A 21,214-nucleotide genomic window follows, 5' to 3' on the forward strand; every position below is an offset into this window, starting at 1 on the left:
TTAAAGAGAAACGTATAAATTGAATATTGTAGAACAAACTATTTTTAAAATTTCACCTCAATCAGCTTTAGCGTTTCAGCTGATTCTTTCTTCTGTGACGGGATTTTTAATACATTATAAAAAATAATTATAAATTAACATTTCCTTAAAAAGTCGTTTAATACATTGAAATGAAGTGTTTTACCTTTTTGTACTATCAAAATTACAATAAAAATAGCTATGTTGGTCATAACAAATTAATAAACAGTGTTTTCCCCCATTAAAAAGGGTGTTTTAACCCTTTTTTAATGGTGATGTTAATTTTTTAATTATCTTTATGAAATATCAGCAAAAAAATTGCTGAAGAATTAAATATTAAAATTGAATCATGGCATTTTTAGGAGTTTTAGTCTTTTTCGGACTTATCGTTTTATTCGCATCCTTCTTCACTGTGAAGCAGGCAACGGCAGCAATTGTAGAGCGTTTAGGGAAATTTCACGTGGTACGTCAATCAGGATTGCATTTGAAAATTCCCTTTATCGATCAAGTTTCTAAACGGATGAATCTGAGAATTCAGCAGTTAGATGTGATCATCGACACCAAAACTTTAGACAATGTTTTTGTGCGGATGAAAGTTTCTGTTCAGTATCAGGTGATTTTTTCTCAGGTTGCCGATTCCTTTTACCGTCTGGAAAACCCAGAGAATCAAATCACTTCTTATGTTTTTGATGTGGTCCGTGCGGAAGTTCCTAAGTTGAAACTGGATGATGTTTTCGTAAGAAAGGATGATGTGGCAATTGCCGTAAAACGTGAACTTCAGGAAGCGATGCAAAGTTATGGGTATGACATCATCAAAGCATTGGTAACCGACATCGATCCTGATGAGCAAGTAAAACATGCGATGAATAGAATTAATGCCGCAGAAAGGGAAAAAACTGCAGCAGAATATGAATCGGAAGCACAAAAAATTAGAATTGTTGCAGTAGCAAAGGCAGAAGCAGAATCCAAAAAATTACAAGGACAAGGTATTGCAGATCAGCGACGAGAAATCGCGGCTGGTTTAGTAGAATCTGTAAAAATGCTGAATGAAGCCAATATCAATGCGCAGGAAGCTTCGGCTTTGATCGTGGTGACGCAGCATTATGATACGCTTCAAGCGATTGGTTCTAGCAATAAGAGCAGTTTGGTTTTATTACCAAATTCTCCCAATGCAGCCAATACGATGTTGAATGATTTAATGGTTTCTATGGCCGCGACACAGAAAATGGATGATGTGAAGTAAGTCATCTGAATTTTATAAAATGAAAACCAACCTGAGAAAGTTGGTTTTTTTTTTAACTATTTTTTTAATTTACTTTTTTAAATGTTAAATAATCTTAAATTTGAAAAAATTAAAAAAATTTACGATGAGTAAAACTACTATTTTGGGGCTTCTCGCAATGTTTGCGGTATTAGTTTCCTGCCAAGTAAATGTTCCAATGAACGCGGAATATTTAAATAAACCTTCCAAGGTTGGAATTTTTGTCAATGTAAATGATCCGAAAAAACATAGAGAAGGATCTCAAGGTTTATTGGATTTGGCAGTAACTTCCGGCGATAAATATCAACCCTTGTTGGATCTGGCAAAGGAAAAAATTGTTTTTAAAAATGATTTAACTGCTATTTATTCTGAGGCTTTAAAGGCGAAAGGAAAGGAAGTAATTATTATCGACGAAATTTTTGATCCTAAAACCGCAACTAAATTTAAAGGTGATAAAGCAGAAGGTAAAAAATACGCTTACTACGATTTGAGAAATTTAAAAGAAAAATACGGAGTGGATGATGTTATTTTCGTGAATGTAAATTGGGGCGTGATGATCAGTTATTACAGCATGATTGAAACCGGAAGAGGAGGTTATATTTATCTGGATAATAATGTGTTGAACACAGCGGACAATACGTTGTATTTTGCTCAAAACAATGTGAAAATGGAAATCATCAAAGGGAAATGGAATACGCCACCAAACTATGATAATGCAATCGGAAAAATTACGGAAGCGGTAAATAAAGCCTTGGATGCAGAAAAAAATATTTTCAAATAATCAATTTGAAACACAGCAAAGCCCGAGTAATTTCGGGCTTTTTTTATGCTTTAAACTTCTGTTTTCCAATTAGTAATTCAAAAAACATTTTGAAATCGGACAGTAAACTCCAAAGAGGATATTTAAAAGTTGCAGGTCGATTTTTCTCGAAAACGGCGTGACTGAACCATGCAAAACCATAGCCGAAGATCGGAATGTACCAAAGAAATCTTTCTTTCCCGGATTGAATGACGTAAATGATGACGATAAAAATTAAAAGCGTTCCAATAAAATGGAAAACCCGTGTTCCTAATCGTCGGTGTTCACTCAGATAAAATGGATAAAATTCTTTGAACGTTTTTATGCGGTCTGACATTTTTTTTTACTTTAAGTCTGCGGTAGAATTTTTGCGAAGTTTACTGTTTTTGAATCCGTAGGAGAAATAAATAACCAATCCGATTGCAAACCAAACTAAGAACCAAAACCAGTTGTTGTGGCTCATTCCCGTAAGAAGATACAGGCACGAACTTAAACCCATTAACGGAATTAAAGAAAGGTTTTTTACAAAAGCTAAAACACAAAGTCCTAGATTAATCACAATAAAAAAGAACATCGAAATACGGAATTCGCCTGCAGTTTCATGATCCCAATTCATCAAGGTGTGAAAAAACTCAGGTTGCCACCAGTAAAAGAATAGAAGTCCGCCCAAGAAAATAACGGGAAAAATAATTTTGGCATTGATGTATGGCAAATGAAATCTGCCTTTCAGTTTTTCTTTCGATGGAAGCAAGAGCACACCACCACAAACCAAGACAAACGCGAAAATAGTTCCGATGCTTGTAAAATCTAAAATAAATGATTTATCGGTGAACAAAATTGGTACACCGACCACGATTCCTGTGAGAATTGTCGCGAATGCGGGAGTTTTATGTTTGGGATGAATTTCCATGAATTTCTTTGGCATCAAACCATCGCGGCTCATCGCATACCAAATTCTCGGTTGTCCCATTTGGAAGACAAGTAAAACCGTTGTAATGGCAATAATAGCACCCAATGAAACAACCAATTCCATCCAGGCAATATTGGCATTAGACTTTTCAAAGATAAAAGCAAGCGGATCACCAATTCCTTCGAATTTTCTGTAATCGACCATTCCAGTTAGAACCAAGGTCAAAATAATGTAAATTATTGTACATAAAACGAGGGAAATAATCATTCCACGCGGAAGATTTTTCTGAGGATTTTTAGTTTCTTCAGAGAGTACACTTAATGCATCAAAACCAATATAGGCAAAGAAAACGCCAGAAACAGCACTCATCACACCTGCAAAACCATTCGGCATGAAAGAGGGAGTGTGCGTAACCGTACTTACAGGAAACCAGTTGTCGGTATTGATAAATGCAATTCCCATCGCAATCACCATTAAAATGATAAACAGTTTTAAAATAACAAAAAGATTATTTAAATTCTTTGATTCTTTAATCCCAACATAAACCAACCAAGTTATTAAACCATTAATAACCAAAGCAGGAATATCTAAAATGATTTTTAAATTTCCCACAAGTGGAGCAGTTTTCCAAGCATTAATTAATTCTAAATTTTGAGAACCACCAAAGAAAGCTTTTTTCGCTTCAGGATAACTGCAGGTTAGAAACTCGGGAATATGTACCCCAATTCGACCCATAAAGCTTGTAAAATAGTCGCTCCAGGAAAATGCAACATATATATTTCCGAAGGAGTATTCCATAATTAAAGCCCAACCAATAATCCAGGCAATCAATTCACCAAAACTTGCATAGGCATACGTATATGCGGAACCAGCGGTTGGAATTCTACTTGCAAATTCTGCATAACATAATGCGGTAAAACCACATGCAACACCACAAATTACGTATAAAACAATTACACCAGGACCACCCCGAAAAACGGCTTCACCGAGACTGCTAAAACTTCCTGCACCAATGATTGCGGCAATACCAAAAAATACGATATCCCAAACGCCTAAAACACGTAATAAACCGGAAGGATGATCATCTGCACTGTAGTTTTTTCTTCTGAAAAGCTGATTCATATAGGGAAGTTATTTACACAAATGTAAAATAAAATTTCAGAAAATTGTTTTTTTTAAATTTTAAATACTAAAACAGGTGAAAAATGGGTTATAAATAATGGCTTAAATTTGTTAAAATTTTTAGGGGATGAGGAATTTCTATGTGTTACTTTTTCTTTTTACTTTTCTGTTGGGTAATTCGCAAACAGTAAATCTTTTCAATCCGGCAGATAACATTTCTTATCCTGCACAGCTTTACTTTTGTAGCGGTGAAACATTTAATTTAAAAGTAGATGCAGTCGCCACTTCGACAGGTGATTATGCAATGACCAAAGATTTACCATCGAATTTTCCGCTTACTGCAGGTGGAACAGCAATTAGTTTTCCCGCCACAGGAACAGATAAATTCAGCACGGCTTTTCCCATCGGTTTTAATTTCAGTTTTTATGGAAAAAATTATTCCAAAGTAGTTGCGGGAAGCAATGGAAGATTGGTTTTTACCAATGATGCAGAGCTTGATAATTTGAAAGATATCACTACTTACAAAGACCGAACTTTCAGCGGAATCACGGGATATAATTCCTATTCTGCACTGCCTTCCAAAGATTACAACAAGGTTTTTAAAAATAATCCAACGCAGGAACTCAATTTGGCTCAAATCTTTTTTGGTTATACCGATTTAATTCCGAAATCCTCACAAGGTAGTGTTACTTATTTATACAAAAACATTATTGTAGGAGGGGTTAATGCACTTTTGGTTTCTTACCAGAATCAGATCCGAAGCAATGGAGTAGGTGGATTTTCGAGTGTTACTTACAACAGTAGTATTTTGCTCCTAGAAAATGGCAAAATTATTATTTACGTCAATAACAAACTAGAAGATACCTACAATGCGATTTTAGGAATTCAAAATGATGATGCTTCTAAATTTAAAGTTCCGGTACATAGCAATGCCGCGTACAATTATAACAACGGACCCTGGAAAACAGAAGGTGTTGCATGGGTTTTTTCTCCAAATCAAAATTTAACGCCGCAATTTAAATGGTTTCAAAATTCAACTTTATTAGGTGAAACATCAAATTCTTTATCTGCATTTGCACCCAATGATGGCGATATTTTAAAGGTGGAAGTAACCTATCATGATCCAAGTGGCGCGCAAATCGGAAATGCAGTTTCTGATCAAGTAACGTTCAAAAAAATTGCGAAACCTGTTATTACGACGAGTGGTGGAAGTGGCTGCGTAAGTGGCGTTACAATGACGGTTGCCAATGATCCTGATCTAAATTTCAAATGGTTTCGCGTAGGAAATCCCACTGTTCTCGGTACCGCAAATTCTTACTACGCTACCCAAACGGGAAATTATTTGGTGCAAACTTCCCGAAAAACGGCGCCTGTTTGTTCTGTAGATTCTGATCCTTTCGCGGTTAATTTAAATTCTACAATTCCCCCATTTAATGCAAACAATATCACACTCAACTATTGTGATCAAATGGGAGCACCTTCAAAGATTATTAATTTGTACACCTATTATCCGCAAGGTTCCAATTATACGCTGAATTTCATGGATGGAGCAACTCTTATTCCTGATCCTGCGAATTTCGTCATGTCCTCAAATTCAGTAAAAACATTGACCGTAAATGCGAATGATCCCACATCTGGATGTTCCATCAACCAAAATTTTACGATCCGTTTTGATTCCGTTCCCACTGCAATTAATAATTTGGCCAAAAAATATTGTTTTGGAGAAACGTCTGTAGATATTTCTAAATATCTAACCGATCTTGCAGGTGCCAATTTTGCGATTTTTGATTATCAATATTCGGTAGATGGAATCAATTTCGCTTTAAATTCAATAATTGATGTCATGCAATATCCAAAAGTTTGGGTGAAAATTTCTCCGAAAAATGGAGCAAACGGTACTTGCAATACGACTTCTACACTGGTCTTTACTGAAGATGCAAAAATAATTGCAAATACGCCTACAACGCCATTGGCGCCGCAATGTGCAAGTGCCACACAAACTTTTGATTTGGCCTCATTGATTCCTCAGATTAATCCCGATCCTAATGTGACGGTAACTTTCCATAATACTTTGCAAAACGCAGCTGATGGAATTAATCCAGTTCCGTATAATTTTAGAAGCGGCCTCAATTACACTACTTTATATATCAGAGTTGTCAGTAACTTAACGGGTTGTGTTTCACCTGATCATCCCTCGATTACGCTTTTGGTGTATCTAAAACCTAAATTGCTCATCACTGCGATCACCAAAAAAAATTGTCAGGGAAATACTCACTTTAATTTGACTCAAAATTCAGTAAATCTAACCGATGCGCAAAGTCCGATCACTGTAAATTTAGAATATTATTCTACGACTGGAACGCTTTTAACTCCAAGTCAGATCCTGAATTACGACGCCAATGCTTTTGGTTTGAATCCATATATTAAACTGATTTATAACTCCACCTGCGATGATACGATTCCTATTACGCTCAATTATATTCCCAAACCTGCAGCAAGTTCTAATCAAATATTAATCTGCGAAGAAAAAGTGTATTCGCTCCAAAATTTTCAGAATTCTGTCATTTCAAATCCGTCTCAGTATTCCTTTGTTGATGCGAGTGGAAATGCACTTCCCAATAGTTTTGATGTAAGTGTATTACCGAAAACGATCCAGTTTTTTATTAAAGATAATCTCACAGGATGCATTTCCGATGTGCAGTCGGTCACTTTTGTAAAAGGTGGAAATTCGTCATTATTGAATACCGAAACCGATTATACACTTTGCGATACTGATTTTGACGGAAAAACTGTTTTTAATTTAGATTCTAAAAAAGCAATTTTTACCAATGATCCAAATGCGGTTTTTGAGTATTTTAAAGATGCAACTTATACCCAGTCAGTTTCGTTAAATTATACGAATGAAACGGCTTTTGCACAAACGATTTACGTGAGGATTACGCTTCCCGGATTTTGTTCCTCTTCCGCAAAAATTCATTTGAAAGTGAATACGCCAAGTAAATCTTCTACATTATTACCTAAATATTTTATTTGTTACAATGAAACTATCCCGATTGATGCAGGTTCAGAAAATACCGGGTGGAAATGGAGTACAGGTGAAACAAATCAAACGATAAGTATAAGTAAACCTGGGAATTATTCGGTCGTATTGACAAATTTGAGCGGTTGTAGTTACACCCATAATTTTATTGTTTCTGATGAGAATCAACCTAAAATTGAAGTCATCAATCTAACCAATAATTCGATCGAAGTCATTGCCAGTGGAGGCGTAAAACCTTATCGGTATTATTTTAATGGCGTTCCGCAATCGTCAAATATTTTGAATAATCCAACGGACCGATCTTATGTCATCCAGGTCGAATCTGCGACAGGATGTTTCGGTCCACCGAAAACCATTTATTTTATCAAGATTAATAATGCTTTTACACCAAATTCCGACGGAATTAATGATGTTTGGAATGTAGAAAATTTAAATAAAATGGAGCAAGTTTCGATGGTAATCGTTGACCGAAACGGAACGAAAGTTTTCGAGTCTACCGATCCAAATAAAACGGAATGGGATGGAAAACAAAATGGCAGAACTTTACCGACTGCTGCTTATTGGTACATCATTTCGTGGTACGATGCAGTAACGCAAAAAACCGAACAACGACAAGGTTGGATTTTGGTAAAAAATAGAAATTAAGCCGATTAAGATTTTTATGCAAATAAAATCTACTGCTGAAAAGATGAATTAGAGTCCTGAAAAATAGATGGAAATCCGATTTAATTTCTGCAGCATAGAAAAGTTCAAAGCGAAGGATTTTATCACTTTTTATCGAAAATTATAGAAATTCATCTTTTTCATTTTCAAAGAAATAGATAGTTATCCACATTTCCACAACCATCAAATAAAGTTGTGTAGGCAATAAGTTTTCTTTATTTTCGTTGATTAAATGTGGAAATTATTCGGGGAATTTAATTCCTGAATTCTTCATTAATTCTAAAACCTTCCGAAAATCAGGAATTCATGAATTCAAAAAAAATCTTCATCGCAACGGCGATTTTCTATTTCGGTTTATCCGAGGCTCAACAATCTCAATATTTTAGCGACCGTGAAAATTACCGCTTCAATCTCGCAGAAAATCTTTACCAAAATAAAATATACAACGCGTCTCAGTTTGAATATGCGCGACAATATTTCTACAACGAAAATCTGTCCAATTCTAAAAAAGAAGCGACTCAGTTTTTCGATAATGTGATTGGCGTTATTTTGCGTAAAAATAATGCGGAAAAAGGTTTAGATGCTTTTATTAAGGAACATCCAAACTCAGCTTATTTCGCGCAGGCGAATTTACCTTTGGCTGATTTTTATCTGGCTCAAAAAGATTTTGATAAAGCTTTGGAAATGTTGAAAAATGTGAATCAGTATCAACTTTCAAAAGAAGAAAACACGCAGTATATCATGAAACTCGGTTATGCAAAATTCATGACCGGTGATTCTCAAGGAGCGATCGAAGCATTAGAAGAAGCCTACAAAACTACAGAAGGTTCCGATAAAAACGATATTGCGTACATGTTGGGACATCTGTATTATGCAGATGGTCAAAACGAGAAAGCTTTTACTTTTTTTGATCAGATTAAAGAGAACGAAAAATATGCGCGCGTGGTAAAACCTTACTATGTGCAGTTGTATTTTAATGATAAAGATTATGATAAAGCCATTGTAGAAGGAAATGCGCTGCTCAACGAAAATATTTCTGCCGATTATAAAGCGGAAGTTCACAAGATGATTGGCGAAAGTTATTTCATGAAAGGCGATTACAGTTCGGCGTATCCGCATTTGAAAATTTATTTGGAAAGTAAAGGAACGCCATCTGAAAGTGATCTGTACGAAATGGGATTTGTATCGGCTCATCTGAAAAAATATGATGAAGCGGTTTCTTATTACAACCAGTTGATCAATAGCAATTCTGCCACTTCACAGAATGCCTATTATCAGCTGGGAAATGCTTATTTTGAAGTTGGTAAAAAGCAAGAAGCGCTTTCGGCATTTCGGTCCGCTTACCAAATGACTTACGATCCTAAAGTTCAGCAGCTTGCACATTTGCAATATGCGAAGTTAAGTTATGAGCTGGGAAATCCGTTCGAATCTGCGTCTACAGTCATTCAAAGTTATATTTCAAACTATCCAAATAGTCCAGAAACAAAGGAAATGAAATCGCTTTTAGTGAAATCTTATTTGTATTCTGGTGATTACAAAGGAACTTTAGCGGCCCTTGATAAAATGCCCAATTCTACACCGGAAACAGATAAAATTGATCAGGAAGTTTCTTATTTATTGGGAACGGAAGAGTTTAATAAAGGGAATTTAGATGGAGCCGAAAAATATTTTCTTCGAAGTTTAGAATTTAATAGTAACCAGGAATTTAATTCGAGAGCCACTTATTGGTTGGCGCAAACTTATTATCAGAAAGAAAATTATCCTTCTGCGATTGTCCGTTTTGAGAAATTGCAAAAGGAAATTTTTCCGGAGAAGCAACAGTTGAATTATGATTTGGGTTACGCGTATTTTAAATCAAAGAAATTTGATAAAGCAAAACAATATTTCACGGCCTATTTAAAAGATCCACAACCGGCATTTAAAAATGATGCAGAGCTTCGATTAGCCGATACGTATTATGCAAATAATGATTTGAATGAGGCGATCGCCATTTACGAAAAAACAGAAAATGCCGATGATTATACGATGTTCCAAAAAGCCATGGCTTTAGGATTTAAAGGAGATACGGTAGCGAAAATCACGGTGTTGAAGAAATTACTAACGCAGTATAAAAATTCCGAATATATCGATGATGCACAGTTTGAAATCGGGACTGCTTATGCGGCAAATGATGATTTCACAAATGCCAATGAATATTTTTCTAAAGTCATTAAAAACAGTTCTGATAAAGATTTAGTCGCCAATTCTCAAATTTATCGGGCGCAAAACTATATCGATCAAAATGAAGATGCAAAAGCACTTTCGGAATTGAAATCTCTAGGAAATCAATATAAAAACACGGCATTCGCAAGTAAAATTGTTCAGGCAGCACGTCCTGTTTTTATTAAAAATAATGATATTACAGGATATCAAAGTTTTGCCCAAAGTTTGGGTGTACGAATTGATGCCTCAGAAATTGATGAAATCAACTTGAACTCCGCGAAATCCTTTTATGCCAGTAAAGATTACAACAGAGCCATTCCGCTTTTTGAAAAATATCTGACTCAGAATCCGACCGGTGAAGGATTGTATCAAGCGCAATATGAATTGGGTGAAAGTTATTTCCAAACGCAAAATCCTACGAAGGCTTTATTGGTTTTACAGGAAGTTGCGCAGGTTCAAAACGATTATCAGGAAGATGCACAAACCAGAATTGCACAAATTTATTTAGCACAGAATAATACCAATGAAGCCAAGAAATATTTGGTGTCTCTATCTAATTCTGCCAATATCAATGTGAAAAATTTTGCCAATGTAGAATTGATGAAAATTTATTCTGATGAAAAGGATTTCAAAAAAGCAGAATCGCTGTCTGATTTAGTGTTGCAAAATCCAAAAAATTCGGCTTCAGTCAATGAACTGGCAAAAGTAATTAAAGCCAGAAGTTTGATGAGCAACGGAAAAGATAACGATGCCAAAACAGCGTATGCAGCTTTAGAAAAATCTACGAATACCGAAGTTGCGGCAGAAGCGTTATATGCAAAAGCTTTTTATCAAAACAAAGGAAAAGCCTTTAAATCATCGAACGAAACGATTTTCAAACTTGCCAATAATTACGCTTCCGAAGAATTTTGGGGTGCAAAATCTTTGGTCTTAATGGTTAAAAACTATATCGGTTTGAAAGACAATTATCAAGCGAGTTACACCGCAGATCAGATTATCAGCAACTACAGTGATTTCCCAGAAATTGTTGCAGAAGCGAAAGATTTAAAAAAGCAGATCAAAAAATAATTTGTAAAATGTCGGCTGTACAAAGTAAAATGTACATTTTTAAACCGACCAACCATTTACCTTGTACTTTATACATTGTACAACCATACAATTTTAAAAAATGAACAAAAGATTTCAAATATTATCCCTGTTATTTTTAGGATTTTCACAGATTGCATTTTCGCAGATCAAAGACGAGAAATTGATTTTGGACCGAAAACGCGAACCGGAAGTGAAAAAAATAGAAAAGAAAAAAACCTCTATTGAAGCGGAGAAAAATTATCCGCCACAAGAAAAATCTGCGAATCCACCGAGCTACGAGATAACCAATGTTCCAGCATCTTCAGATTTTAAAACTTCAGTAATACAAGGCGAAGATATATCACCGAAATTCGATGGTGAATACCAAAATAATTATTTCCAAATTGGAATGGGGAATTACGGAAAAATTTTGGCAGATGGAAACATTTCTACCAAATTAGAAAGCGGTATGGAAGTAGGAGGTGACGTTCATTTTCTTTCCACTCAAGGTTTAAAAAAGGTTTACGACTGGAATTCTCAACAGAATTCTGGGAATGTTGGTTTATATGTTAATTCTTACGGAGAAAAAGGAAAGTTCAGTATGAATGCTGATTATGGATTGAATGATTACAATTATTACGGAATTTATGCCTTAAATCCGACTTCCTCAGATATCGATTTGAAGCAGAAAACGAATCGGATCAAAGTGAATGGGTATTATGATTTTTATTCCAATGATATTTTAAATGATGTGCGGGTGAAATCATCTTTTTTGAGCGATCATTTTGGGGCGAAGGAAAATCAGGCAGAAATATTGGTGAATTTATCGAAGCATGGAGTAGCGCTCCCAAAAATGGATGAAGTAAACTTCAATGCAGATTTGGGTTTGAATTTAGAAACTGTAAAAACGGATTTTGATGTACTCGATAAAAATTCTTCACAGTATGTGAATGCGACTTTAGCACCGAAAATAACGTTCTTTAAAGGAAAATCTTATTTAATGATTGGTTCTGACTTTTCATTTTTAAATGCTAAAAATTCAAGTTTAATTTTGGCAGGCGAAGAAAAAAACAGCAAAACCTATTGGTTTCCAAATGCAGAATTACAGTTTGCTGCAGCCGATGAATTCAAGTTTTATGCTGGAATTAACGGAGGTTTAAAACTCAATTCTTACGCAGATTTGCTGGAAGAGAATCCATACTTGGTTTCGGATCAAGAATTGCGTGCCACAGAAACCAAATATAAATTCTACTTTGGTTTGCGAGGCGATATCGATCAGAACATCAAATATGATTTCAGTGCAGGATTCGGGAAAATGAATGATCTCCTCTTTTTCAAAGCAAATGATTTGTTTAATAATAATGTTGATTACAACCGTCCGGCTTTTGATTATGCCAATACTTTTTCGGCAGTTTACGATAACGGTACGGTAAGTGAAGCGAAAGCGAGTGTGCAATACTTTCCATTGGCAAATTTAGCGCTGAATGCAGAATTGAAATTTGAGAAATATAATCTGGATAACTACGAAAATATTTTCAACAAGCCCTTGGTAAAAGTAAGTTTGGGTGGAAAATATGCGATGTTGGACAAAAAACTGAATTTGGGAGCGAAGGCGATTTTTGCGACGGATCAGACTACAAATTCATTTGAGGTGAGTAATGTTGGTATAAATCCGAACATTTTGGTCACCTCTGAAAATAAAAATGATAAAGTTGGTGGATTTGCTGATTTAAATTTGTCTGCGGAGTACAAAGTTCACAAAAATTTCAGTATTTTTGCACTCGGAAACAATGTACTTAATACCAAGTATCAAACTTACAAAGGTTATAAAGTTTTGGGAGCACAGATTTTGGGAGGAGTGAAAATTTCTTTTTAATTAAAAAAATGGCTGCGTAGTTCAACTGGATAGAATATCAGATTTCGGCTCTGAGGGTTAGGGGTTCGAATCCCTTCGTGGTCACACAAAAAAAGGATAAAATTAATTTTTTATCCTTTTTTTATTGGTAGAAAATGGCACTTATTTCGGCCTTGTCATTTTTTGAAATAGGGAACAAACAAAACGACAAAACCGGTGGTGGTTTTGTCGTTTGCATTTCGAGTAAATCAAGTTCTTCACTCAATCTTCTTTATATAATACGGTGTTTTTTACTAATTTGAATTAAATAGTAGTCACGGCCAACTTCACTTCAATATTGTTTCTTGTTGCATTGGAGTAAGGACAAACCTGATGTGCCTTTTCAATGAGCGATTGCGCTTCTTCTTGTGAAACGCCGGGAATATTTACATCTAATTCTACCGCTAAACCAAATCCACCATTTTCAATTTGGCCAATACTCACTTTCGCATTTACCGTAGTTTCCCCAGTTTCAATCTTAGATTTTCTGATGACCAAATTCAAAGCGCTGTCGAAACATGCTGAATATCCTGCCGCGAAAAGCATTTCAGGATTGGCAAAATCGTCACTTGCGCCGCCTAAAGCTTTTGGAGTTCTAACATCCAATTCTAAAATTCCGTTTTCACTTTTAACGTGTCCGTCGCGGCCACCTTTTGCAGTTACGTTTGTTGTATATAATGTTTTCATTTTTTACTTTCTATTTTTATTAATAATTTGTTGATTGTTTCTTTTAGTGCTACAAGATCATCTTCTGATAAGTTGAGTTTATCCTGCATTTTCCCGGGAATAATACACGCTTTTTTTTGCAGTTGATTTCCTTCCTCTGTTAAAAATACTTCTACAACACGTTCATCTTCTTTTTTTCGATGACGAACAATATAAGATTTGGCTTCAAGTCTTTTTAATAAGGGAGTCAATGTTCCGCTGTCTAAATATAGTTTTTCGCCGATTTGATTCACGGTTAATCGCTCAAATTCCCAAAGCACCATCATTACTAAATATTGGGAATAAGTAATGTTTAATTCCTCCAAATAGGGACGATACATTCCTGTAATTTCTTTCGCAATCACATAAAATGGAAAGCACAATTGATTTCCTAATTTCGGGGTTTCTTGATTTTCCATGTGTTCAAATTTGGAAGAATTATACGTTCTTTTATTTTTTGATGATAAATTCTTCCATCGGAATTCTCACCTTTTTCATGTGCGCCAAATAATCTTTCTCCTCATCTCTGTAACCAAGGTAGAGTAGCGTAACACTTTTTAAACCGAGTTCTTTCAAATCTAGCATTTCGTCCACTACTTCATTGCTGAAACCTTCTGCAGGAGTACTGTCAATTTTTAATTCCGCCGCTTGAGCCATTGCTAAACCGAGTGCAATATAAGTTTGACGGGCAGTATGAGCGAAATGCTCATCTGTGGTTTGACTGTTGTACATTTTTTTAATTTGATCGGTATAACTTCCGAATCTTCCACGTGGTAAATCTCTTACATCGGTGTGATGATCGTACACTTTGTCGATTTTTTCATCAGAATAACTGTTCCATGCGGCAAAAACAAGCACGTGAGAACTATCTCTCATTACTTCTGGGTTGAGTGCGCCTTGAACCATTTTTTCTTTGAGCTCCTGATTTTCTACTACAATTACACGAAACGGTTGTAATCCCGATGAAGTAGGCGCTAATCTTGCCGCTTCTAAAATTAAATTAAGGTCTTCTTGTGATACTTTTTTTGAGGAATCATACGCTTTTACAGCGTGTCTCCATTTTAAATCTTCGATTAATGACATATTATTTTTTTTGATTGTTGTTATATTTAAAGTGCAAAGATAGTAAACAATTATATTGCGCACAATTTAATTAATGATTTTTTTTATTTCATTCAAGATGAAGTTGAAAAATGATGTTTGTAATTCTTCTATAAAAAGGGTGTTTTAACCCATAAAAAAACCCTATTTAATTTTTAAATTTGGTGCAACACAAATGACATGAAAAAATTTACCTTTTTTCTGATTACGCTATGCAGTATTCAGATTTTTTCCCAAATTACCATGACGAAAGATTCTTCATTTGGCAATGAAGGAGGATTTATTACATCATTTAATACGAACCAAATCGTTTTAAATAGCCATTTGATCGTATTGAAAGATCAATCGATTCTATACTTGATCAATACCACTGATAATGATTATATTTTTAAACTAAAACCAAACGGAACTCTTGATTCTAATTTTGCAAATAATGGAAAACTAGAATTTGAAGTGAACAATTTTTTTAATGCAGTGCTGCAAGGCGATAAAATTTTGGTCTATTTCGGGCCAAAAAACGTTGTAAATAATCCATTTGAAGATTCTAAAATTCTAAGGTATCATCAAAATGGAACGTTAGATGCTACTTTTGGAGATAATGGCGTTTTAAATGAGATTACGGAAAGTACGAATCCACAATCATTAAGTGTTTTGGTTCTTGCAGATCAAAGCTTGATGGTTACTAATTCTAATAGTTCCAATGCCAAGAAATTTACAATTGATGGACAATTAGACCCAAGTTTTGGGAACAATGGAGAAATTAATTATCCCTATCATTTCCCTTTAGGACAGGCTGATAATGGCAAGATTGCAACTTGCGATATCAATTCGCTTTCCTCTTCGATTTTTTCCTTTTATGATTTACATTCTTTGGAAACAAATACCATTCTTAACTTGAATCATCATTCCTGTCATTATTTAAATGGATTACCGTTGCAGAATAAAAATAATCGATCATCGAAAATGACGCATAGTGGTTTGGTTTATTCGGTGTTTGAATATAACAATTATCCGCTTCCCGATTTTTCCCGATTAATTGTGATGAAAGATGAGCATATTGATTCTAATTTCAATGAAAATGGTTTTGTAACTTCTGCAGATTACGAGCAGTTTTTAGATGTTGGTTTTTCAGAGCAACAATTTTTTGTTTTGAAACAAAAAGATCAGCAAAAATCTTTGATTGCGTATTCATCCACTGGAACTTCTTTAAAAATAAATGGAAACCGAGATTTCGCACTTCAATCTGGACAAGAAATCGAAGTGAAACCAACTTATATTTTGGTGAATTCTATCGTTCAAGATGAAAACAACCTTCTTAACCGGGTAAAAATAGAAAAATTTCTTTTTCAAAATAATAATCTTTCCACGTCAAATAATCAGCTAAAAAATGTCGAAATTCAAAATCCAGTGAAAGATATTTTGAATATTAAAAATGGAGAACTTGCCGAGAATTTTGAAATTTATAGTACAGATGGACGAAAAATTTTACAATCCAAAAACTTTAAAAACATCAATATTACAAATCTTCCGAAAGGAATTTACATCTTAAAGATACGTTTGAAATCTGGAGAAATAGTTTCTAAAAAATTAATGAAGAATTAAGATTTTCCACAAAAAAAACCGCCTGAAAATACAGACGGTTTTGCTATTTTTAAAAGAGAAACTCTTTTTAACTTAATTTTTTTGCATCAGCAACAAACTGCGCTAAACCTTTATCAGTTAAAGGGTGATTCAATAGATTTAAAATAGAATCCAAAGGCGAAGTAATTACATCTGCACCAATTTTCGCACAGTTGATAATGTGCATTGGCGAACGAATTGATGCTGCCAAAATTTCGGTATCGAACATATAATTATCAAAAATAATTCTGATTTCTTCAATTAAATTCATTCCGTCCACAGAAATATCATCTAATCTTCCTAAGAAAGGAGAAACATAATTTGCTCCTGCTTTTGCTGCCAATAAAGCTTGTCCGGCGGAGAAAATCAAAGTACAGTTGGTTTTGATTCCTTTATTTGAAAAATATTTTAACGCTTTAATTCCGTCTTTAATCATTGGAATTTTCACAACGATATTTGGGTGAATTGCTGCTAATTCGTCACCTTCTTTGATCATTTCTTCATAAGTGGTGCTCAAAACTTCGGCAGAAATATCTCCGTCAACAATTTCGCAAATGGTTTTGTAATGGTTCAAAATTGCTTCTTTCCCACTGATTCCTTCTTTGGCCATCAATGATGGATTGGTGGTAACTCCATCTAAAATTCCTAAATCTTGTGCTTCTTTAATTTGCGCCAGATTAGCGGTGTCGATAAAAAATTTCATAGTACTTTTTGTTTGTGCAAAGGTAAGATTTTCGGATGCAATAGGGAAATGAATTCTATTTAAAAATAGAGAATAATTATTTTGCAGCAAGCTTTTCTTCAATCACCATTAAAGCTGATTGTACATCGCGCATTTTTTCCATGGAGTCTGCATCGATTTCGATATCAAAAACTTCTTCCACATCCAAAATCACATCGACTAAGTTGGCAGAATTGATGTTTAAATCATTGATGAAATCTGTATTTTCATTAATGTTTTCTAAAGCTTCCTCATTTTTCACGTAAGGTTTTACAATTTTTTTTAGTTTCTGAATCGATTCGTCCTTGTTCATATTTTGATTTAATTTTTGTTAAGAATATTTTTTAAAGATAACACAACCATTCACGTCGCCAAAGCCAAAACTTACTTTCGCCGCAATATTGATTTCTTTTTCTAAAAGGTTAAGCGGAATACAATCGGCATCGATCATTGCAGAAATTTCTTCATTCAAATCTTCACAATTGATATTTGGCGCAATGAAATTTTCAGAAAGTTGTAGAACAGTTGCCACACATTCAATACTCGCCGCTGCGGAAAGACAATGTCCAGTCAACGCTTTCAAAGAATTAATAGAAGGGAAATTTTTTCCAGAGCGGTTTAAAGCCGTCGACAAATTTTGAATTTCTGTTGCATCTTTGGATGTTGCGGTTAAATGTCCGCTGATATAATCGATGTCTTTTGCTTCAATTCCAGAATCTTTAAGAGCGTCTTTCACACATTTTTCTACGGCTGTTGAATTGGGAGCAGTCATACTTCCACCGCCACGTTGACCGCCACTATTGATATTTCCACCCAGAATTTCACAATAGATTTTCGCATTTCTTGCTAAAGCCGACTCTAAATCTTCAATGACCAAAGCTCCAGCTCCGCTTCCTGGAACAAAACCCGCTGCAGAAGCACTCATCGGACGAGAAGCTTTTTTCGGATTTTCATTTGACTTAAAATTGCACACTTTTATCGCATCAAAACCTGCCCAAATATAGGGACCAGAATCGCTTGTACTTCCGGCTAAAATGCGTTTTGCTTTTCCGGATTTAATTCGATCAAAAGCCATTAAAATACTTTCTGTTCCGGTTGTACATGCCGAAGAATTCGTAGTCACCTGATTTCCTAAACCTAATTTTCCACCTAAGTAAGCGCTAATTCCGCTGTTCATCGTTTGTGAAACTGCAGTGCTTCCTAATCTTCGAGTTTGAAGGGCGTCAATTTTATAAATACTTTCCCGAAATTTTTCAATTCCCGAAGTTCCTGCTCCGAAGATCGTTCCGGAATCCCAATCTGGATTTTCATCTGCTGGAATTTCTAAACCGGCATCTTTCCAAGCGTCTAAACCCGCGATAACGCCGTACATTATTCCGGTCGAATTAAAATTTCGAAGTTCTAAATCGGTAAAATATTCGTGTAAGTTTTCTTTATCAATGGGCGGCGTTCCAGAAACCTGACAAGAGAATTGTAAGTCGGCTAATTGCTGGTCAAACCGAATTCCGGAGCGACCTTCTTTCAAGGCAGATCGGAAATTTTGCAAACCAATTCCATTTGGAGCAACTACGCCTAAACCGGTGATGACAACTCTTCTTTCTTTCATAATTTTTGCACTCAATTTTATTGCAATTTCTCAGACGAATTAGTATTTCTCGCACAGATTACACGGATTTTCACAGATTATTTAAACTTCCTGAATCTGTGCAATCTGTGTGCGATATTTTTCAATTTTATTTTGTAAAATGCAATTCATACTACATGATAATTCCAGCGATTGTTCCTTCACAGACGATTTCGGATTTTTCGTTCAACATCTTCACTTTGGATTTTAATTTATTAAACCGAAAATAAATTTTCTCTGAAATCACCGTGACTTTTTCGCCCGGAAAAACGGGTTTTAAATATTCAATTTCAGTTGAAGTTAAACCGATTTGACTGTTTTCATTTAAATCTTTTCCTACCAGAAAAATTCCTAAACAAACCAGTCCAATTTGAGCCATGGTTTCTGTTAAAATAACGCCGGGTGTAACTGGATTATTTTTAAAATGACCTTTGTAAAAATCTAAATCTTCTTTAAAAGTAAAATTTCCTGTTGCGCCATTTTCATCCACGCTCACCAAATCATCCACAAATAAAAATGGTGGAGAATAGGGGAGTTTCGCTAAAATTTCTGATGTATTCATTAACTTAAATGTTCCCCACCATCGACGGGAATTACACAACCATTGATCCACGAAGCTTCATCTTGACACAATAAACTGACCACATTTGCCACATCTTCTGGCATGGTTAATCTTTTGAAAGGATTTCTCTTTTTCGTATATTCTTTAATTTCTTCACTTCCCGGAATCATTTGCAAAGATCTTGTATCGGTAACTCCGGCTTGAATACAGTTGGAACGTAACCCGAATGGTGCAAATTCTAAAGCAATATTTCTGGAAATGGCTTCTAAAGCAGCTTTTGCAGCAGAAACTGCGCCGTAATGATTGATCGGTTTAGTGCTTCCTTCACTGGTAAAAGCCAAAATTCTCGCGTCTTTTGCAAAGATATTTTCATCAAAAATCAATTTCGTCCAGTTGTATAAACTAATTGCCATCGCTTGAAGCGTAATGGAGAAATCATCAGTTGAAAGACTTGCACTTTCATTTCCGATCATTGGTTTTAAATTTCCTTTGGCGATACTGTGCAAAAGACATCGAATCTTTCCGTCTGCTCCTAAAGCGGTTTTTAATTCCGATACAATATCCTGTTGATGTTGAATATTTAAAGCGTCTTTATTCAAACTTAAAAACTGAATGTTTTCATTTTTAAGAAATGAGAATTCTTGATTAATGGTTTCCATTTCTGCACGGGAACTGCGGTGAATAATACAAATATTCATTCCTTCGCTCGCTAATTTTTTAGCTGAAGCCAAACCTAAACCTGAACTTCCGCCCAGAATTAAAGTCCAATAATTTGTATTTTCAAATTTTCTTACCATTGCAATAAAACTCTTTGCGCAGAAAATCCTGGTCCGAAACTGAGCATTAAACCAATTTCGCCTTCCTGCGGATTTTTATTAATAATATCTTCCAAAACATATAAAACCGTTGCGCTCGACATGTTTCCGTATAACCGTAAAATTTCTTTCGTCGTATCAATATTTTTGCCCAATTCCGAAAATAAACCTTCCACCATCTGAACGATTTTTTTTCCGCCCGGATGAAAAATCAAATGATCAACATCGTCAATTTTTAAATGTTGTTTGGCTAAAAAGGGATGCACGATTTCAGGAAAATGTGCGCCAATCGTATCGGGAACTTCGATATCGAGAATCATTTTTAAACCAGAATTGGTGAGTTGAAAACCCATCATGTGTTCATTGTTATAAAAATGGTACATTTCTTCGGCAATGATTTTTGGACCTAAATCTTCTTCGTACGAACTTAAAAGTGCACAACTTGCGCCATCACCAAAAATCGCGGCACTTACAATATTTGCCATGGAAAAATCTTCCAATTGAAAAGTTGCAGTTGGTGCTTCTACCGCAATCACGGCTGCTCTTTTATTTGGATTCGCTTCCAGGAATTTTTTAGCATAAATCATCCCCGAAACTCCCGCTGCACAACCCATTTCTGTAACCGGAAGCCGAACGATATCCTGACGAAGATTTAATTTATTAATTAAATAGGCATCCAAAGAAGGAATCATAATTCCGGTGCAACTTATGGTGATGATATAGTCTAAACTTTGTCCGTCCCACTTGGCTTTTTCAAGCGCTTTTTGTAGAACCTGTTCCCCTAAAATCACGACTTCGCGCGCATAAATGTTATTTTTTTCTTCGAAAGACGTCACGGTAAAAACTTCCATCGGATCCATGATCGAATAGCGCTCATCTACTGCGGCACCTTCGAAAATTTTCTTTACTTTTCGTCGAAACCGATCATCATGGTTGACCAACCATTGGTCTAAAAACGGTAAAACTTCTTCAGTTTTTCGGGAATATTTTGGCAGTTGTTTGGCAACTGAAACTACTTTTACACTCATTAATTATTTATATTTAACCACATTTTTTCAACCACAAAGTCACAAAGAAATACTTGACAAA

General features: G+C 35.2%; 17 protein-coding genes and 1 tRNA gene. 7 read left to right on the forward strand and 11 right to left on the reverse strand.

Annotation, left to right across the window (positions count from 1 at the left end; genetic code table 11):
• The first annotated feature begins 367 nt into the window (after nucleotides 1-367).
• Nucleotides 368-1,261 (forward strand): SPFH domain-containing protein, encoded by an 894-nt coding sequence (locus BW932_RS11350; protein ID WP_076387632.1) that lies wholly within the window; start codon nucleotides 368-370, stop codon nucleotides 1,259-1,261.
• Nucleotides 1,262-1,385: 124 nt separating this feature from the next.
• Nucleotides 1,386-2,060 carry a hypothetical protein gene (locus tag BW932_RS11355; RefSeq protein WP_076387634.1) on the forward strand — a complete coding sequence of 225 codons (675 nt, stop codon included), beginning with the start codon at nucleotides 1,386-1,388 and terminating at the stop codon, nucleotides 2,058-2,060.
• A gap of 43 nt (nucleotides 2,061-2,103) precedes the next feature.
• Here BW932_RS11355 and BW932_RS11360 read toward each other — a convergent pair whose 3' ends face one another.
• Nucleotides 2,104-2,415, reverse strand: coding sequence for a DUF962 domain-containing protein (locus tag BW932_RS11360; RefSeq protein ID WP_076387636.1), 312 nt, complete (start codon nucleotides 2,413-2,415; stop codon nucleotides 2,104-2,106).
• A gap of 6 nt (nucleotides 2,416-2,421) precedes the next feature.
• Nucleotides 2,422-4,110 (reverse strand): APC family permease, encoded by a 1,689-nt coding sequence (locus tag BW932_RS11365; RefSeq protein ID WP_076387638.1) that lies wholly within the window; start codon nucleotides 4,108-4,110, stop codon nucleotides 2,422-2,424.
• A gap of 127 nt (nucleotides 4,111-4,237) precedes the next feature.
• Here BW932_RS11365 and BW932_RS11370 point away from each other — a divergent pair, with 127 nt between their 5' ends.
• From BW932_RS11370 to BW932_RS11385, 4 genes are all read left to right on the forward strand, one after another.
• Nucleotides 4,238-7,795, forward strand: a complete 3,558-nt coding sequence (locus BW932_RS11370) for a T9SS type B sorting domain-containing protein (RefSeq protein WP_076387640.1) — start codon at nucleotides 4,238-4,240, stop codon at nucleotides 7,793-7,795.
• A 324-nt stretch (nucleotides 7,796-8,119) separates the two neighbouring features.
• A complete protein-coding gene (locus tag BW932_RS11375; protein ID WP_076387642.1) occupies nucleotides 8,120-11,083 on the forward strand; it encodes a tetratricopeptide repeat protein in 2,964 nt (987 codons plus the stop codon).
• A gap of 100 nt (nucleotides 11,084-11,183) precedes the next feature.
• Nucleotides 11,184-12,959, forward strand: a complete 1,776-nt coding sequence (locus tag BW932_RS11380; protein WP_076387644.1) for a porin family protein — start codon at nucleotides 11,184-11,186, stop codon at nucleotides 12,957-12,959.
• 10 nt (nucleotides 12,960-12,969) lie between these two features.
• Nucleotides 12,970-13,043, forward strand: a tRNA-Arg gene (locus BW932_RS11385).
• A 198-nt stretch (nucleotides 13,044-13,241) separates the two neighbouring features.
• Here the strand turns inward: BW932_RS11385 and BW932_RS11390 are convergent.
• The 3 genes from BW932_RS11390 to BW932_RS11400 are packed head-to-tail and all read right to left on the reverse strand — an operon-like array spanning nucleotide 13,242 to nucleotide 14,765.
• The gene (locus tag BW932_RS11390) at nucleotides 13,242-13,664 is read right to left on the reverse strand and encodes an organic hydroperoxide resistance protein (protein WP_076387646.1); all 423 of its coding nucleotides are present in this window, start codon (nucleotides 13,662-13,664) and stop codon (nucleotides 13,242-13,244) included.
• Nucleotides 13,661-14,101: a MarR family winged helix-turn-helix transcriptional regulator gene (locus BW932_RS11395; protein WP_076387648.1), complete on the reverse strand. Its 441-nt coding sequence runs from the start codon at nucleotides 14,099-14,101 to the stop codon at nucleotides 13,661-13,663. The genes BW932_RS11390 and BW932_RS11395 overlap by 4 nt, the downstream gene beginning before the upstream one ends.
• Nucleotides 14,102-14,132: 31 nt before the next feature.
• Entirely contained in the window at nucleotides 14,133-14,765 is a 633-nt protein-coding gene (locus tag BW932_RS11400; RefSeq protein ID WP_076387650.1) for an NAD(P)H-dependent oxidoreductase, read from the reverse strand.
• Between the two features lie 198 nt (nucleotides 14,766-14,963).
• Between BW932_RS11400 and BW932_RS11405 the strand changes: the two genes are divergently transcribed.
• Nucleotides 14,964-16,385, forward strand: a complete 1,422-nt coding sequence (locus BW932_RS11405) for a T9SS type A sorting domain-containing protein (protein WP_076387652.1) — start codon at nucleotides 14,964-14,966, stop codon at nucleotides 16,383-16,385.
• 67 nt (nucleotides 16,386-16,452) lie between these two features.
• Here the strand turns inward: BW932_RS11405 and fsa are convergent, their stop codons facing one another.
• The 6 genes from fsa to BW932_RS11435 form a co-directional block, all read right to left on the reverse strand.
• Nucleotides 16,453-17,106: a fructose-6-phosphate aldolase gene (fsa, locus tag BW932_RS11410; protein ID WP_076387654.1), complete on the reverse strand. Its 654-nt coding sequence runs from the start codon at nucleotides 17,104-17,106 to the stop codon at nucleotides 16,453-16,455.
• 76 nt (nucleotides 17,107-17,182) lie between these two features.
• Entirely contained in the window at nucleotides 17,183-17,437 is a 255-nt protein-coding gene (locus tag BW932_RS11415; RefSeq protein WP_076387656.1) for an acyl carrier protein, read from the reverse strand.
• A gap of 18 nt (nucleotides 17,438-17,455) precedes the next feature.
• A complete protein-coding gene (locus tag BW932_RS11420) occupies nucleotides 17,456-18,730 on the reverse strand; it encodes a beta-ketoacyl-[acyl-carrier-protein] synthase family protein (RefSeq protein ID WP_076387658.1) in 1,275 nt (424 codons plus the stop codon).
• Between the two features lie 151 nt (nucleotides 18,731-18,881).
• On the reverse strand, nucleotides 18,882-19,310 hold the full coding sequence (locus BW932_RS11425; RefSeq protein ID WP_076387660.1) for a 3-hydroxyacyl-ACP dehydratase FabZ family protein: 429 nt from the start codon (nucleotides 19,308-19,310) through the stop codon (nucleotides 18,882-18,884).
• On the reverse strand, nucleotides 19,310-20,107 hold the full coding sequence (locus BW932_RS11430) for an SDR family oxidoreductase (RefSeq protein WP_076387662.1): 798 nt from the start codon (nucleotides 20,105-20,107) through the stop codon (nucleotides 19,310-19,312). The genes BW932_RS11425 and BW932_RS11430 overlap by 1 nt, the downstream gene beginning before the upstream one ends.
• Nucleotides 20,101-21,153, reverse strand: coding sequence for a type III polyketide synthase (locus tag BW932_RS11435; RefSeq protein WP_076387664.1), 1,053 nt, complete (start codon nucleotides 21,151-21,153; stop codon nucleotides 20,101-20,103). Before BW932_RS11435 ends, BW932_RS11430 begins: the two co-directional genes overlap by 7 nt.
• Nucleotides 21,154-21,214 lie beyond the last annotated feature (61 nt).

Origin of the sequence: Kaistella chaponensis (assembly GCF_900156725.1) — a bacterium.
GTDB lineage: Bacteria > Bacteroidota > Bacteroidia > Flavobacteriales > Weeksellaceae > Kaistella > Kaistella chaponensis.